General features: G+C 63.7%; 15 protein-coding genes. 11 read left to right on the top strand and 4 right to left on the bottom strand.

What is annotated here, in order from left to right; all coding sequences use genetic code 11:
- Positions 1–514 precede the first annotated feature (514 nt).
- From J3454_RS12570 to J3454_RS12560, 3 genes are all read right to left on the bottom strand, one after another.
- Positions 515–2,302, bottom strand: a complete 1,788-nt coding sequence (locus J3454_RS12570; protein WP_349514119.1) for a DEAD/DEAH box helicase — start codon at positions 2,300–2,302, stop codon at positions 515–517.
- Between the two features lie 230 nt (positions 2,303–2,532).
- Positions 2,533–2,880, bottom strand: coding sequence for an ArsR/SmtB family transcription factor (locus tag J3454_RS12565; RefSeq protein WP_349514118.1), 348 nt, complete (start codon positions 2,878–2,880; stop codon positions 2,533–2,535).
- Entirely contained in the window at positions 2,880–3,530 is a 651-nt protein-coding gene (locus tag J3454_RS12560; RefSeq protein ID WP_349514117.1) for a peroxiredoxin, read from the bottom strand. Before J3454_RS12560 ends, J3454_RS12565 begins: the two co-directional genes overlap by 1 nt.
- Positions 3,531–3,604: 74 nt before the next feature.
- On the opposite strand from J3454_RS12560, the gene J3454_RS12555 reads away from it, so the two are divergent.
- The 11 genes from J3454_RS12555 to J3454_RS12505 all read left to right on the top strand — a co-directional run bounded on the left by J3454_RS12555 (position 3,605) and on the right by J3454_RS12505 (position 13,174).
- Entirely contained in the window at positions 3,605–4,537 is a 933-nt protein-coding gene (locus J3454_RS12555; RefSeq protein ID WP_349514116.1) for an MBL fold metallo-hydrolase, read from the top strand.
- Complete coding sequence (locus tag J3454_RS12550) at positions 4,534–4,998, top strand: YeeE/YedE family protein (RefSeq protein ID WP_349514115.1); 465 nt, start codon at positions 4,534–4,536, stop codon at positions 4,996–4,998. The genes J3454_RS12555 and J3454_RS12550 overlap by 4 nt, the downstream gene beginning before the upstream one ends.
- The gene (locus J3454_RS12545) at positions 4,995–5,414 is read left to right on the top strand and encodes a DUF6691 family protein (protein ID WP_502878595.1); all 420 of its coding nucleotides are present in this window, start codon (positions 4,995–4,997) and stop codon (positions 5,412–5,414) included. The genes J3454_RS12550 and J3454_RS12545 overlap by 4 nt, the downstream gene beginning before the upstream one ends.
- Positions 5,414–5,833: a protein tyrosine phosphatase family protein gene (locus J3454_RS12540; protein WP_349514113.1), complete on the top strand. Its 420-nt coding sequence runs from the start codon at positions 5,414–5,416 to the stop codon at positions 5,831–5,833. The genes J3454_RS12545 and J3454_RS12540 overlap by 1 nt, the downstream gene beginning before the upstream one ends.
- 23 nt (positions 5,834–5,856) lie before the next feature.
- The gene (locus J3454_RS12535) at positions 5,857–7,083 is read left to right on the top strand and encodes an NAD(P)/FAD-dependent oxidoreductase (RefSeq protein WP_349514112.1); all 1,227 of its coding nucleotides are present in this window, start codon (positions 5,857–5,859) and stop codon (positions 7,081–7,083) included.
- Between the two features lie 11 nt (positions 7,084–7,094).
- The gene (locus tag J3454_RS12530; RefSeq protein WP_349514111.1) at positions 7,095–8,852 is read left to right on the top strand and encodes a SulP family inorganic anion transporter; all 1,758 of its coding nucleotides are present in this window, start codon (positions 7,095–7,097) and stop codon (positions 8,850–8,852) included.
- A gap of 142 nt (positions 8,853–8,994) precedes the next feature.
- Positions 8,995–10,461, top strand: a complete 1,467-nt coding sequence (locus J3454_RS12525; protein ID WP_349514110.1) for a cytochrome ubiquinol oxidase subunit I — start codon at positions 8,995–8,997, stop codon at positions 10,459–10,461.
- Positions 10,458–11,456, top strand: a complete 999-nt coding sequence (gene cydB / locus J3454_RS12520; RefSeq protein ID WP_349514109.1) for a cytochrome d ubiquinol oxidase subunit II — start codon at positions 10,458–10,460, stop codon at positions 11,454–11,456. The genes J3454_RS12525 and cydB overlap by 4 nt, the downstream gene beginning before the upstream one ends.
- Positions 11,456–11,590, top strand: coding sequence for a DUF2474 family protein (locus J3454_RS12515; RefSeq protein ID WP_349514108.1), 135 nt, complete (start codon positions 11,456–11,458; stop codon positions 11,588–11,590). Before cydB ends, J3454_RS12515 begins: the two co-directional genes overlap by 1 nt.
- Positions 11,587–11,937, top strand: coding sequence for a thiol-disulfide oxidoreductase DCC family protein (locus tag J3454_RS12510; protein WP_349514107.1), 351 nt, complete (start codon positions 11,587–11,589; stop codon positions 11,935–11,937). The genes J3454_RS12515 and J3454_RS12510 overlap by 4 nt, the downstream gene beginning before the upstream one ends.
- Positions 11,938–12,007: 70 nt before the next feature.
- Positions 12,008–13,174: an alpha-hydroxy-acid oxidizing protein gene (locus J3454_RS12505; protein WP_349514106.1), complete on the top strand. Its 1,167-nt coding sequence runs from the start codon at positions 12,008–12,010 to the stop codon at positions 13,172–13,174.
- Between the two features lie 271 nt (positions 13,175–13,445).
- Here J3454_RS12505 and J3454_RS12500 read toward each other — a convergent pair whose 3' ends face one another.
- Positions 13,446–14,897, bottom strand: a complete 1,452-nt coding sequence (locus J3454_RS12500; RefSeq protein ID WP_349514105.1) for an NAD-dependent succinate-semialdehyde dehydrogenase — start codon at positions 14,895–14,897, stop codon at positions 13,446–13,448.
- Positions 14,898–14,950 lie beyond the last annotated feature (53 nt).

The following is a 14,950-nucleotide window of genomic DNA, read 5'->3' as shown; positions in this document are numbered from 1 at the left end:
TGGGAAGCCTTAAAAATACCTTCCCGGTATATTGATCGAAGTTAGTAAGTATCGCTTCGTCGTGGCCCGGGTCGATTGAAATAAGGGCACCCTCAAAGCCGGAACTCTGAACATTATCGATTTCGAAGCTGGAGGGGTTCCGGTCAAAGGAACAGAGACTCAGACCCTCTGTGCCGGACTTTTTGGAAAATGCGCTCGCTGTTCGTCTTTTTTCACCCATGAAAATTCAACAGGGCATCAGGCGGAATGTTCCACCGGTTAAGCGCTCACAGGTGGTCAGGTCACCGCAAAACCCTTTTTGCGGCAACGGACGCAGATGCGTGGCTGCGACGACAGGGTCGGTTGCGAGGTCGAAATCCGGGGTAAACCCGCACAGTGATATGGCCGCCCGGCAAAGGCGGCTAAACTGCAACTGTCTGCAATGACGCAGCGTAAGCCCAGAGGCAGGGAAGCGGGGAGATCACGAAGCGGCGGGCGTTATCCACCGGTCACTGGTGAGCCGATGGCAATCGCCTCAGGTCTTGCCCTGCGGCGACGGTTTGCCGCCCCTGTGCGGCTTCGACGGATTGGTCCCTTTTTCCCGCTTCTTGTTCTTGTCGAACTTGTTGAAGCGGGGCTTGGGATTCACGCGCGGCGCATTGGCGTTGTCGCGTGAATGGGAGGCCTTGCGATTGACCCTGGCGACATCGCGCGGTCCACTTTCGGAGCGTTCGATGGTGACAGGTTCGTCATCGCCTTCGCTGATCGCTGTTCGTGCAGCAGCATCGGCGAACTTGTCGGCGATGGGACGCGGGATCTGGAAGAACGTCTCGTTCTGGCCGATGCGGATGGCGCCGATTTCGTTGCGCGTGATGTGTCCCCGTCGGCAGAGCAACGGCAGCACCCAGCGCGGGTCGGCATTCTGGCGGCGACCAAGGTCCATCCGGAACCACACGGTGTCCTCGAATCCGGCGCGATGGCGATCCTTCTGCGCCTCGCGCCGCGCTTCGGGGGTGTTGGCCATCAGATCTTCGGGTTCCGGCAGCTTCGCACGATGCGCCTGCACCAGCATGGCGGCGATTTCCTGCGGCGTGCGTTCGGCCAGCAGGCGCTCTGCCAGGTCGCGGTCGCCGTCGTCCACGATGATGGGCTGCAGCAGCTTTTCGAGCAAGCGCTCGCGGTCCTTCGCCTTGATCGATTCCCGATCGGGTGCGTCGGTCCATTCCGCCTCGATCTTGGCACGGCCCAACATCGATTCCACCTGCCTGCGCCGCGAGAACGGCACGATCAGAACTGCGGTGCCCTTTTTCCCGGCACGGCCGGTCCGGCCCGAACGGTGCTGCAAGGCTTCGGCATCGCGCGGCACTTCGACATGGATGACGAGGCTGAGCGAGGGCAGGTCAATTCCGCGCGCGGCGACATCGGTGGCGACGCAGACCCGCGCCCGGCGGTCGCGCAGCGCCTGCAGCGCTTGATTGCGTTCCGACTGCGAATGTTCCCCCGACAAGGCAACGACCCCGAAGCCGCGCTCTTGCAGGACTGCGTGGAGGTGGCGGACTTTCTCGCGGGTGGCGCAAAACAGGATAGCCGTTTCGGCCTCGTGATAGCGTAACAGGTTGACCACCGCGTTCTCGATTTCCGGCGGGGATACCGTGACAGCCTGATAGGCGATATCGCCGTGGCCGCGTCCATCGCTGATCGTGGCGATGCGCAGGGCATCGCGCTGGTAACGGCGGGCGAGCACCTCGATCGGGCGGGGGATCGTGGCCGAAAACAACAGCGTGCGGCGCCCATCCGGCGTTGCATCGAGAATTTCCTCAAGCTCCTCGCGGAAGCCCATGTCGAGCATCTCGTCAGCTTCATCGAGCACGACCGCAGCCAGCGCAGACAGATCGAGCGCCCCGCGTTCGAGATGGTCGCGCAACCGGCCCGGGGTTCCCACCACAATGGTTGCGCCTGAACGCAAGGCCTTACGTTCTTCCGACGGGTTCATCCCGCCAACGCAGGTCGCAATGCGTGCGCCTGTGCGGGCATAGAGCCAAGCCAGTTCCCGGCTCACCTGCAACGCCAGTTCGCGGGTCGGCGCAATCACCAGACCCAGCGGCTTTATGGAATAGGGAGCCTTGCCCTCTTCGTTGAGCAGTTGCTCGGTCATGGCAAGGCCGAAGGCGATGGTCTTGCCGGAACCGGTCTGGGCCGAAACGATCAGGTCGCGGCCGGCTGCTTCGGGCTGCAGGACTTCGCCTTGCACCTGTGTGGCCGCCGAATAGCCGCGATCGGCCAAGGCGGCTTCAATACTGGAGGGGAGCGGGGGGAAGTTCATGACATTGGCCTAAGGATGAGAGTGTGGCACGCAGGACCGCAGCGAATTGCGCAGTCGCGTTTCGATCATGGGGTTTCATGCCCGGCTGACCGGCGATTTGCGGTCTCCATAGGCCGGGTTTTGCGTTCTGGCTTTAGAAAAGATTATATCAGCGCAATGCACGAGGCAAATTCCCCTCGACCGGCGTTAGGTGAGGACCTGATAATGCCACTTTGGCTACTATTGGGCGGTCAAGACATCCGTGCGAAATTGGCGACTCCAGGGGCGGGGGTGCGCAGCGAGGAGGGCGGTTCGGCCGTGATTGCAATTCCCGGCGCAAGCGCGGCCAGCGCGGCAGTGACCGCTCCGATCTGTGCTTCGTCCACAGCATAGAACACCAGCTTGGCTTCCTTGCGGGTATCGACCAGCTTTGCCTTGCGCAGCACACCGAGCTGCTGCGAAAGCCCGGGCTGTCCGATGCCTGTCACCTGCTCGATTTCGCCGACATTGCGTTCGCCCGCAATCAGCGCAGTGAGAATGCGGAAGCGCAGCGGGTGGGCCAAAGCCTTCAATGCTTCGATCAGATCGTCCTCTTCCATCAGCTTTTGCTTCCGGTATCGCGCAGGAACCAGCCGGTAATGTCGTCGGCGGCATAGACATCGTCGAGGTCGTGGGACGGGGGGCTCAGCATGGGTTCGCCCGGTTGCCAATTTGCGGGTGCGAGCGCGCCGCGGGCGTCGATCGCCTGCAACCCGTCGAGGATACGGAGCATTTCCGGCACCGAACGGCCGAGGTTTGCCGGGTAGCAGGTCATAGCCCTGATTACCCCGTCGGGGTCGATAAAGAAGGTGGTGCGCACAGTGGCGCTGTCATTGTCCTGAGCCGAAACCATGCCGAAAGCGCGGCCGATCACCAGCGTCGGATCTTCAAGGATAGGGAAGCGCACTTCAAGGTCGAACTTGTCGCGGATCATGCGCAGCCACGCAAAATGCGAAAACAGGCTGTCGACCGATAGCGCCATGAGCGTGCAATTGCGCTGCTCGAAGGCCGCAGCCTCGCGCGCCAGGGCGACGAATTCGGTGGTGCAGACCGGTGTGAAGTCGGCCGGATGCGAAAACAGCACCAGCCAGCGCTTGCGATAGGCTGACAGCCGCACCGGGCCAATGGTGCTGCGCGCTTCGAAATCCGGGGCCATGTCGCCGATGCGCAGGCCCGCGCAAGGGGTAGGGATGGTGGTGTGTTCGCTCATGCTGTCCTCCATAGCACTTGACTCCAGCATTGCAACACATATACACAGTTTATGTAACCAAATGGAGAATTATCATGAGTGCAGTTGATTCGGTCCTGGAGGCGACTACCGCTCAGGTCGAGCAGGCGCACGCTGACGCCTCGCTCCGTCCGCAAATCGCGAGTTTCTTTGATCCCGCGACCTACACTGTCACCTACGTTGTGCACGATCCGGCAACGATGGAGGCGGCGATCGTCGATTCCGTGCTTGATTTCGACCCCAGTGCGGGGCGCACCTCGACGGTCTCGGCGGACAAGGTGATCGATTACGTCAATTCGCATAATCTGAAAGTGGCTTGGCTGCTGGAGACCCATGCCCACGCCGACCACCTTTCGGCTGCGCCCTATCTGCAAGAAAAGCTGGGCGGGAAGATTGCGATCGGCGCCGACATCACGACGGTGCAGAATGTGTTCGGCAAGCTGTTCAACGCTGGCACCGAGTTCGAGCGGGATGGTTCGCAGTTCGATGCCCTGTTCAAGGATGGCGATACCTTCACCATCGGCGCTATCCCGGTCACTGTCATGCATGTCCCCGGCCACACGCCGGCCGATATCGCCTATGTCGTGGGCGAGGCAGTGTTCACCGGCGACACCATGTTCATGCCCGATTACGGGACCGCACGCGCCGACTTCCCCGGAGGCGATGCGCGCCAGCTGTTCCGTTCGCTGCGGCGCATCTTGTCGCTGCCGCCCGAAACCCGGCTGTTCATGTGCCACGATTACCTGCCCAACGGCCGCAGCCAATATGTGTGGGAGACCACCGTCGCGGCCGAGCGCGAGGGCAATATCCACGCCCATGACGGCATCACCGAAGATGAATTCGTGCAAATGCGCGAGGCCCGCGATGCGACGCTGGATATGCCGCGGCTGATCCTGCCTTCGGTGCAGGTCAACATGCGTGCAGGCCACATGCCGCCCGCCGACGAAAACGGCGTCACCTATCTCAAGCTGCCGATCAACGCCGTATGAGCTTGCTGGGGACATCCTTGCCTGGCTTTCCTGAGGCGGCTCCCCTTGCGGGCCTTGCGGGCGGGGTGCTGATCGGGCTGGCGGCGGCGCTGATGCTGCTGGGGGCGGGGCGAATTGCCGGGGTTTCCGGCATCGCTGCCCGTGCCTTCAGTATCGGGTCCGGCTCGATGCCACGCCCGGCAGCATGGGCGTTCGTGATCGGCCTGCCGCTGGGCGCGCTGGCCGTCATGAACCTTTCGGGCGCTGCGACACCGGACTTTGCCGGGCCAGTGCCGCTCGTCATCGCAGGACTGATCGTCGGCATCGGCACGCGGCTCGGTTCGGGCTGTACCAGCGGACACGGGGTGTGCGGCATGAGCCGCCTGTCGCAGCGCTCGCTGGTCGCCACCGCCACCTTCATGGCAACCGGATTTGCCACGGTCGCGGCGATGAACGCGCTCGGGCTGGAGGTGCTGGGATGATGCGTGACCTGCTCGTTTCGCTCGTTTCCGGCACGATCTTCGGTGCCGGTCTGGCGCTGGGCGGGATGACCGATCCGGCGCGGGTGCGCGGGTTTCTCGATATCTTCGGCAACTGGGATCCGACGCTCGCATTCGTGATGGGCGGGGCGGTGATAGTGATGGCGCTGGCTTGGGCCATGCAGCGCCGGATGCTGCGCCCGGTTTTTGGCGAAGGCTTTGCACTGCCTGATCGCAGCGACATCACTCTGCGACTGGTCGGAGGATCGGCGCTGTTCGGGATCGGCTGGGGGATCGCGGGCCTTTGCCCCGGGCCCGGCTTCGCCGCAATCGCGATTGCCCCGCCTTCGGCGGCGATTTTTGTGGCCGCGATGCTGGCGGGAATGCTGCTGGTGCGGCTGAGGGAAGGAAAAGCATGATGGAACTGCGTATCGTCGACGAGACTCTCGCGGTCGCCCCGCAACCCGCGCCCGAGGAGTTGTTCGCCCTTGCCGCGCAAGGCTTCTCTGCGGTGATCTGCAACCGTCCCGATGGCGAGGAGCCGGGCCAGCCTCCGCTCGATGAAATGCGCCGCGCCGCCCAGGAGGCAGGGTTGGCGTTCCACCACATACCGGTGGCGGGCGGTCTATTTCCGCCAGCGGCGGTTGCCGCATTCGGAGCCATCCGGCGCGGAACACAGGGCAAGGTGCTCGCCTATTGCCGCACCGGGACGCGTTCCGTGACTCTGGACGCGCTCGCCAATGTCGGCGGGATCAGCGCAGAAGATCGCATCGCCCGCGCCAAGGCAGCCGGATACGATGTGTCAGCGCTCGCCGATCGCCTGGCGGCCAGCGACTGATCGAATTCGGAATAGGGATCATCATGAACACAGCATCTCACAAGGTCGTCATCGTCGGCGGCGGAGCAGCAGGAATTGCCACGGCGGCTTCAATACTGAAGCGCCAGCCCCGGCTCGACATCGCGATCATCGAGCCGGGCGAGACCCACGCCTATCAGCCCGGCTGGACGATGGTCGGCGGCGGGGTGTTCGACCTTGACAGCACCATGCGCCCGATGGCGAGTGTGATCCCCAAAGGCGCGACATGGATCAGGCAGGCGACGGCAAGCTTCCAGCCCGACGATAATCAGGTCACGCTCGCCAACGGCAGTACCATCCGGTATGAGGTGCTGATCGTCGCTCCGGGAATCCGGCTCGCCTGGGAAAGGATTGCGGGGCTCGAAGAAACGCTCGGGCAGAACGGCGTCACCTCCAATTACCGCGCCGATCTGGCACCTTACACCTGGGAACTGGTGCAGAACTTGAGGTCGGGCAAGGCGATCTTCACGCAGCCGCCGATGCCGATCAAATGTGCAGGCGCGCCTCAAAAAGTGATGTATCTCGCCTGCGACCACTGGCGGCGCGCAGGCGTGTTGAGCGATATCGCGGTGGAATTCCGCAATGCTGGCGGCGTGTTGTTCGGGGTTGCGGACTATGTTCCGGCACTGATGGAATATGTCGGAAAATACGGCATCGATCTTGCGCTTGGCAGCAATCTTGTCGCGGTCGACGGGCGGGCGCAGGTCGCGGTGTTCCAAACGGCCGAGGGTGAGGTGACCCGGAGTTTCGACATGATGCATGTCGTTCCGCCGCAGGTCGCCCCGCAATTCCTCGCCGATAGCCCGCTGGCGGCGGAGAGCGGCTTTACGGATGTCGACCAGCACACGCTCCAGCACGTGCGCTGGCCCAATATCTTCGGCCTTGGCGATGCCGGTTCCATGCCCAACGCCAAGACCGCTGCTGCTGCACGCAAGCAGGCGCCGGTGGTTGCGGTCAATGCGTTGCGCCAGCTGTCCGGAAAAGGGCCGACGGCAGGCTATGACGGCTATGGCTCCTGCCCGCTTACCGTGGAGCGCGGCAAGATCGTGCTCGCCGAATTCGCCTATGGCGGCAAGCTCGCGCCGAGCTTCCCGACATGGCTGGTCGACGGGACCAAACCGGCACGCCTTTCGTGGATGCTCAAGGCTGACCTGTTGCCGTGGATCTACTGGAACGGGATGCTCAAGGGGCGCGAGTGGCTGGCCGGGCCTGGCGGCCTGATCGCACAATAGGAGCGCCCGCCATGCTCCAGCGCTATCTCCCGATCCTCGAATGGGGCCGCACCTATAATCGCGATGTCCTGACCAGCGACCTGATGGCGGCGGTGATCGTCACCATCATGCTGATCCCGCAGAGCCTTGCCTATGCGATGCTGGCGGGATTGCCGCCGGTGGTGGGGCTCTACGCCTCGATCCTGCCGCTTGTCGCCTATGCGCTGTTCGGCACCAGCCGCACGCTGGCGGTCGGCCCGGTAGCGGTGATTTCACTGATGACGGCGAGTGCGGCGGGCGCGGTCGCGGCGTCGGGGACGGCGGCCTACATGGAAGCGGCGATCACCCTCGCGGCGCTGTCGGGTGTGATGCTGACGGTGCTTGGTCTGCTGCGGCTGGGGTTCCTGGCGAACCTGTTGTCGCACCCGGTGATCAGCGGGTTCATTTCGGCCAGCGGGATTCTGATCGCCACCAGCCAGCTCAAGCATATCCTTGGGGTCAGGGCCTCGGGCGAGACCTGGCCGGAAATGCTGGCCGGGCTGGCGGGCGCACTGGGGAATATCAATCTTCCCACCCTCGCCATCGGCATCCCGGCAACGCTGTTCCTGTTCTGGGTGCGCAAGGGCGCGAAGCCCGCGCTGATGACGCTCGGGCTCGCACCGCGCGCGGCCGACATGACCGCCAAGGCCGGGCCGGTGGTGGCTGTTGCGATGACGATCATCGCTGTCGTTGCGTTCGGGCTGGAGGCGCGCGGGGTTTCAGTGGTGGGAGCCATTCCGCAAGGCCTGCCGCCTTTCGCTCTGCCGCAGGCCGACCTCGCGCTGATCGAGGCGCTGTGGGTGCCTGCGTTGCTGATTTCGGTGATCGGCTTTGTCGAGAGCGTCTCGGTCGCCCAGACGCTCGCGGCCAAGCGCCGCCAGAGGATCGCGCCGGATCAGGAACTGATCGGGCTGGGCGCGTCCAATATCGCTTCGGCTCTGTCGGGCGGCTATCCGGTAACGGGCGGCTTTGCCCGTTCTGTGGTGAACTTCGATGCGGGCGCGCAAACCCCGGCGGCGGGCGCATACACTGCGGTGGGCATCGCACTCGCCAGCTTGTTCCTGACCCCGCTCTTGTTCCACCTGCCCAACGCGACGCTCGCCGCGACCATCATCGTTGCCGTGCTGAGCCTGGTCGATCTCAAGACACCGGGCCTGTTATGGGCCTATTCCAAGGCCGATTTTGCCGCCCACGCGGCAACCATTGCCATCACTCTGCTGGCCGGGGTCGAAATGGGCGTGATCGCCGGGGTTGCCGTTGGCCTGCTGCTCTACCTGTGGCGCGCCAGCCGTCCCCATGCCGCCATCGTCGGACGGGTGCCGGGGACCGAGCATTTCCGCAATGTCGATCGCCACACAGTGCTGACCCTGCCGCACCTGCTGTCGATCCGGATCGATGAAAGCCTGACCTATCTCAACGCCCGCTGGCTGGAGGAATATGTGCTGGAACAGGTCGCCGAACGTCCGGCGCTGCGGCACGTGGTGCTGATGTGCAGTGCGGTCAACGCGATTGACGCTTCGGGGCTGGAGAGCCTGGAGGCGATCAATCACCGCCTCGCCGATGCCGGGGTGAAGCTGCACCTGTCGGAAGTGAAAGGCCCGGTGATGGACCGGTTGAAACGCACTCATTTTCTCGACGACATACAAGGCCGCGTGTTTCTGTCGCAGGATAAGGCCTTTGCCGATCTGGCGCTCGATAACGGCGATGAGCTGCCGCCCCCGATCCCGGACGAAGCACGCGGTCTCATCTGAGCCGGTCCTGCTTCGCCCACCCTATGCACCGCCGGACACTCCCCCCAAACCCGTCCGGCGGTGCAACCCTTTCGCCTTCAAACCGTATATCGCGTGCAGCCATTGCAATTGATCGCTGCCGACAAGGGATTAGCTGCTAGCCATGTTGGAAAATCTCGACGCCTTGATGCTCGCGCGGATTCAGTTTGCCTTCACGGTGAGCTTCCATTTCTTCTTCCCGGCGTTTTCGATCGGGTTGGCGAGCTTTCTCGCGGTGCTCGAAGGGCTGTGGCTGAAGACCGGCAAGCCGGTCTATCTCGACCTGTTCAAATATTGGCTGAAGATCTTCGCCATTGCCTTTGCGATGGGCGTCGTGTCCGGCATCGTGATGTCCTACCAGTTCGGCACCAACTGGTCGGTATTCTCCGACGTCGCCGGGCCGGTGATCGGACCGCTGATGGCGTACGAAGTGCTGACCGCCTTTTTTCTCGAAGCGGGCTTCCTCGGCGTGATGCTGTTCGGGATGAACAAGGTCGGCAAGAAGCTGCATTTCGCCGCAACGTTGATGGTGGCGCTGGGCACCTTCGTGTCCGCCTTCTGGATTCTGTCGGTGAACAGTTGGATGCACACGCCCGTCGGCTACGTCATGGGTGCCAACGGTCAATTCATGCCTGGCGAAAGCTGGTGGGATATCGTTTTCAATCCGAGCTTCCCGTACCGCCTCGTTCACACGGTGATGGCGGCTTATCTCACCACCGCCTTCGTCGTCGGAGCCGTGGGTGCGTGGCACCTGTTGAAAGACCGCGCCAGCCCGCACGCACGCACGATGTTCTCGATGGCCATGTGGATGGCGGCAATCGTCACGCCGTTGCAGATTTTCGCAGGCGATATGCACGGGCTCAACACGCTCGAACACCAGCCGCAGAAGGTCATGGCGATGGAGGGGCATTTCGACAGCCACCCCGAAGGCGCACCGCTGATCCTGTTCGGCATCCCGGATTCCGAGACGAAGACGGTGCGGTATTCCATAGAAATTCCCAAGGCATCCTCGCTGATCCTCAAGCATGATCTGAACGCGCCGATGGCGGGGCTCGATACCATTCCCGATGACGAGGAACCGCCGGTCGAGGTCGTGTTCTGGAGCTTCCGGATCATGGTCGGCATCGGTTTTGCAATGCTCGGTATCGGGCTGTGGAGCCTGTGGGGCAGGGTGCGCGGCAGGCTATATGACATGCCGTGGCTGCACCGCACCGCTGTGCTGATGGGGCCGTCCGGGTTCGCCGCAGTGCTGGCCGGGTGGATCACCACCGAAGTCGGCCGCCAACCCTATGTCGTTTATGGCCTGCTGCGCACTGCCGATGCCGCCAGTCCGCTGGATGCGCCTGCAGTTGCCGCGTCGCTGCTCGCTTTCGTGCTGGTATACTTCGCTGTTTTCGGCATCGGCATCTGGTACATCCTCAAATTGATGGGCAAGGCGCCGCATGCTGGCGAGTACGGCGTGAAGCGCGGCGATGTCGGCCCGATCCGTACCGCCGGGATCACGCCGGGGCCGTCGCAGAATCCGGGACAGGACGACACCTGGCCCGGCGATAATCAGGCCAACCGGCATGGCGAGCGGGAGGACGCATGATGGATCTGACCGTCATCTGGGCATTCATCATCGCCTTTGCCGTCTTCGCCTATGTGGTGATGGACGGGTTCGACCTCGGCATTGGCATCCTTTTTCCGACCTTCGCTGTCGGGCGCGAACGCGACCGGGCGATGAACTCGATCGCGCCGGTGTGGGACGGGAACGAGACCTGGCTGGTGCTGGGAGGGGGCGGATTATTCGCCGCCTTCCCGCTGGCCTATGCGGTGATCCTGCCTGCGACCTATCCGCTGATCATTGCGATGCTGCTGGGCCTCGTCTTCCGCGGAGTCGCGTTCGAGTTCCGCTGGCGCGATCCGGCCCACCGCGCGTTTTGGGACGGCGCCTTCACCGGCGGCTCGCTGGTCGCCGCACTGGCGCAGGGCATGACGCTGGGCGCGCTGTTGCAGGGGATCGAGGTGGAAGGCCGCGCCTATGCCGGAAGCTGGTTTGATTGGCTCACGCCCTATACGCTGCTGACCGGCCTCGGCACGGTGGCGGGCTATGCGCTGCTGGGCAGCACCTGGCTGATCTGGAAGCTCGACGGCGACGAGCAGGCCCATGCGCGCAAGCTGGCTGTGCGGTCGGCGGCGGCGACGATCGTGCTGATGGGCGCGGTGAGCCTCTACAACATCACGCTCAATCCCGAATATGCCTCGCACTGGCTGGCCGCTCCGCAGATATACTGGGTTGCGCCAGTGCCGATTGTGACCGCGATCATCGCGATCTCGATGCTGCGGGCGATCACGCGGGACCGCAATTCCAAGCCGTTCTGGCTGGCCATTGCACTGTTTTTCCTCGGTATGGCGGGGCTGGGGGTAACGATCTTTCCCTATGTCGTCCCGCCCGGCGTCACCATCTGGGACGCTGCCGCGCCGGAAAGCAGCCAGATTTTCATGCTCGTCGGCGTGGCGATCACGATGCCGCTGATCATCGCCTACACCATCTGGGCATACTGGGTGTTCCGCGGCAAGGTTGCGGACGAGGGGTATCACTGATGCTCGCTCCACCGGAGCCGCCGCCAGAACCCCCGCTGTGGAAGCGTCTGCTTTGGATGGCGGGCATCTGGGCGGCGAGCGTCGCGGTGCTCGGCGTGGTCGCTTACATAATCCGGTTGTGGATCGCGCCGTGAACCAGCCGGTGAAGGTCTGGTTCGACGGCGATTGCCCGCTGTGCCAGCGCGAGATCGCGCTGATGCGGCGGCTCGACAAGCGCAAGGCGATCACCTTTGTCGATGTGGCCAAGGGCGCAGACCTCTCCTGTCCGATCGACCGCGCAGCGCTGCTCGCCCGTTTCCATGCCGAAGAAGGCGGCGTAGTACATGACGGCGCAGCGGCCTTCGCAGCGATGTGGCGCGCAATCCCGCTGCTGCGCCCGCTCGGGCTGGCGGCGCGCAATGGCACGGTGCTGCGCGTGCTGGAGGCGGCCTACCTGCAATTCCTCAAGGTCCGACCCCGGCTGCAACGCTTCTTTGCTTGAAAAACCGCTTGCCCCGCAGCGCTGCATGGTCTGAATCTCTGCCAAACAGAAAACGGGAGAGAGCAACGCCATGACCTATTTCGGCGCAATGCAGAACGAGATCTACAATGCCGGCCTGCGCGGCATCCTGCCGACCTTTCCGGTCGATTTCGCCACGCTGGAAAAACGCGCGCACGAGGCATTGGGGCCGAGCCTGACGAATTATGTCGCGGGCGGGTGCGGGGACGAACACACGCAGGACCAGAACGCCGCTGCCTTTCGCCACTGGGGCATGGTGCCGCGCATGATGGTCGATTGTGCGGAGCGCGACCTTTCCATCGAATTGTTCGGCCAGACCTATCCTACGCCGCTGTTCATGGCGCCGATCGGATTGAACGGAGAGGCGTCTCAGGATCGCCATGGCGACATGGCCGCTGCACGCGCTTCGGCAATGACGGGGGTGCCGTTCTGCGCATCGACCCTCGCCAATGATCGGCTGGAGGATGTGAAGGCGGCCTGCGGGGATACGCCCGCGTGGTTTCAGCTTTACACGCCCAAGAACAGGGAGCTCGCCACCAGCCTGATCCGCCGCGCCGAGGATGCGGGCTACAGCGCCCTGGTGGTGACGCTGGATACCTGGGTAACCGGCTGGCGCCCGCGCGATTTGAACGCCTCGAACTTCCCGCAGCTGCGCGGCAAGGTGCTGCAGAACTACTTCACCGATCCCGTCTTCCGCTCGCTGCTCGCCAAGCCGCCCGAGGAAGACCCGGCGGCGGCAATCTTCACTTGGGCGGCGACATTTGGCCAAGTTCTGACGTGGGATGACATGGCGTGGTTCAAATCGGTGACGAAACTGCCGATCGTGCTCAAGGGCATCTGCCACCCCGACGATGCGCGCCGCGCGGTCGATTGCGGGGCGGACGCGGTGTACTGCTCCAACCACGGTGGGCGGCAGGCCAATGGCGGGATCGCCACCATCGATCTGCTTGCCGACGTGGTCGCAGCTGCGGGCGATACGCCGGTGCTGTTCGACAGCGGCGTGCGCTCCGGAACCGATGCGATCAAGGCGCTGGCGATGGGCGCGCGCGCGGTCGGTGTGGGTCGGCCCTATACCTATGGTCTCGCCCTCGGCGGCGCGGAGGGCGCGGCCTGGGTGTTACGTTCGATCCTGGCCGAGGCCGATCTTTTGATGGCCGTTAACGGTTATCCGACCCTGAAAGACGTCCGATCTGCCGGGGTGCGGCGCACGGATCGATAGGCCGAGGCGGACGCAAGGCGGTTAACCATGTTCTTCATACTTTTTCCACAGATTTGCTGTTAGTTTGGTGATGACAAGAAACGCGAATCGGGAAGCGATCAATGGCAAGACCAACAATCTGGTCCAGCGGGCCGGATCCAATGTGTCGGACCGTCTGCATTCAGGACGAATTCTCGCGACGAGCGCGCTATGGCCGCATCCAGCCGATGCAGAGCCGTGGCTCGCTGCTATCGCGGCTCGCCAGCCTGATCGCGTAAACCGACCGCTGGCATCAGCCGCCGGACTTTGCCATCATCACCAGCTTGGTGTCCGTGAAGGCGAGATAGCCTTCCTCACCCCCTTCGGAACCGAAGCCGCTGTCGCCGACCCCGCCGAACGGGGTTTCGGGTGACGCCACGATCAACTGGTTGATCCCCACCATCCCTGCGCGCAAAACCCGCCCGAGGTAATGCGCTTCGTCCAGATCGCCGCTGAAAGCATAGGCTGCAAGGCCATAGCGTAGGGAATTGGCGATCCGCACCGCGTCTTCGATCCGTTCATAGGGAACAACACCGGCAATCGGGCCAAAGGGCTCTTCCGTCATGAACCGGCTGTCGGGCGCCGGATTGGCGATGACAGTCGGCTGGAAGAAGAAACCGCTTCCGGTGATGGCGGAACCGCCCGTCACCACTTCGCCGCGATTTCCTCCGGCATCGGCGACCACCGCCTCCATTGCGGCAATCCGGCGCCCGTGGGCAAGTGGCCCCATGTCTACGCTTTCGTCGGCGCCCGGATCGCCCACCTTCAGCTTGCCCGCGTGAGCGGCGAATTCGGCGACGAAGTTGTCGTAGATCGCCTTGTCCACCAGGAATCGCGTGGGCGAGACGCAAACCTGCCCGGCGTTGCGGAACTTGGTGGCCGCGCACATTGCGACGGCGCGGTCGAGATCGGCATGGCGGCTGACGATCACCGGCGCATGGCCACCAAGCTCGGGCGTAAAGCGCTTCATGTGACTGGCCGCCAGCGCGCCCAATTGCTTGCCCACTGCAGTCGATCCGGTGAAGCTGACCTTGCGGGTAACCGGCGAGGCAATCAGGTGTTCTGACACAGGGCCGGGATCGCCATAGACGAGGTTCAGCACGCCCTTTGGCAGACCCGCATCGACAAAACATTCGACCAGCAATTGCGCCGAGGCCGGGGTGTTCTCCGCCGGTTTCAGGATCGCGGTGCAGCCCGCCGCCAGTGCGCCGGCGATTTTCTTGCCCGGCAGGTTGACCGGGAAATTCCACGGAGTGAGCAGCACGCTTGGGCCAATCGGTTCGTGCGTTACCATCTGTGCGATCAGGTTCGCGCCGCGGGTCGGGATCAGGCGGCCCCCCTTGCGTTTGGCCTCCTCGCCAAGGAAGTCGGTCACATCGGCCAGCCCGGTGATTTCGCCCACTGCCTGCGCGTGCGGCTTGCCCATCTCGGCCGTGACGATGCGGGCAATGGCAGGCGCGCGTTCGCGCAGCAGGTCGGCGGCGCGGCGCAGGAAGCTATGGCGCTCCGCGCCCGAGGTGCGGCTCCAGTGCGCGAAGGCGTCGTCAGCCGCCTTGAGCGCGGCATCGAGCTGCTGCGGGCTCGCCTTGGGGCAATGTCCGATGGCCTGCCCGGTGGCCGGGTTTACCACCGCCATCGTCCCTGCTTCCCCGGTTTCGATCCACTCACCATCGATGAGCATCTTGAGAGTGGGATAGGCGGCCATGGGCTTGCTCCTCGGTTTGATTCGACCTTGCGCGAACTTGTAATTATGTTGCG

The sequence above is a fragment of the Erythrobacter sp. NFXS35 genome (genome assembly GCF_040148725.1).
GTDB lineage: Bacteria > Pseudomonadota > Alphaproteobacteria > Sphingomonadales > Sphingomonadaceae > Erythrobacter.
The sequence above is the reverse complement of the archived record's forward strand: the minus strand, read 5'-3'. Positions and strand labels throughout refer to the sequence as shown.

Bases quoted from the DNA above. Each gene is read 5' to 3' on its own strand.
- J3454_RS12505 (WP_349514106.1), top strand. From the start codon at position 12,008: ATGACCTATTTCGGCGCAATGCAGAACGAGATCTACAATGCCGGCCTG.
- J3454_RS12555 (WP_349514116.1), top strand. From the start codon at position 3,605: ATGAGTGCAGTTGATTCGGTCCTGGAGGCGACTACCGCTCAGGTCGAG.
- J3454_RS12525 (WP_349514110.1), top strand. From the start codon at position 8,995: ATGTTGGAAAATCTCGACGCCTTGATGCTCGCGCGGATTCAGTTTGCC.
- J3454_RS12570 (WP_349514119.1), bottom strand. From the start codon at position 2,302: ATGAACTTCCCCCCGCTCCCCTCCAGTATTGAAGCCGCCTTGGCCGAT.
- J3454_RS12540 (WP_349514113.1), top strand. From the start codon at position 5,414: ATGGAACTGCGTATCGTCGACGAGACTCTCGCGGTCGCCCCGCAACCC.
- J3454_RS12550 (WP_349514115.1), top strand. From the start codon at position 4,534: ATGAGCTTGCTGGGGACATCCTTGCCTGGCTTTCCTGAGGCGGCTCCC.
- J3454_RS12565 (WP_349514118.1), bottom strand. From the start codon at position 2,880: ATGGAAGAGGACGATCTGATCGAAGCATTGAAGGCTTTGGCCCACCCG.
- J3454_RS12545 (WP_502878595.1), top strand. From the start codon at position 4,995: ATGATGCGTGACCTGCTCGTTTCGCTCGTTTCCGGCACGATCTTCGGT.
- J3454_RS12530 (WP_349514111.1), top strand. From the start codon at position 7,095: ATGCTCCAGCGCTATCTCCCGATCCTCGAATGGGGCCGCACCTATAAT.
- J3454_RS12500 (WP_349514105.1), bottom strand. From the start codon at position 14,897: ATGGCCGCCTATCCCACTCTCAAGATGCTCATCGATGGTGAGTGGATC.
- cydB (WP_349514109.1), top strand. From the start codon at position 10,458: ATGATGGATCTGACCGTCATCTGGGCATTCATCATCGCCTTTGCCGTC.
- J3454_RS12515 (WP_349514108.1), top strand. From the start codon at position 11,456: ATGCTCGCTCCACCGGAGCCGCCGCCAGAACCCCCGCTGTGGAAGCGT.
- J3454_RS12560 (WP_349514117.1), bottom strand. From the start codon at position 3,530: ATGAGCGAACACACCACCATCCCTACCCCTTGCGCGGGCCTGCGCATC.
- J3454_RS12535 (WP_349514112.1), top strand. From the start codon at position 5,857: ATGAACACAGCATCTCACAAGGTCGTCATCGTCGGCGGCGGAGCAGCA.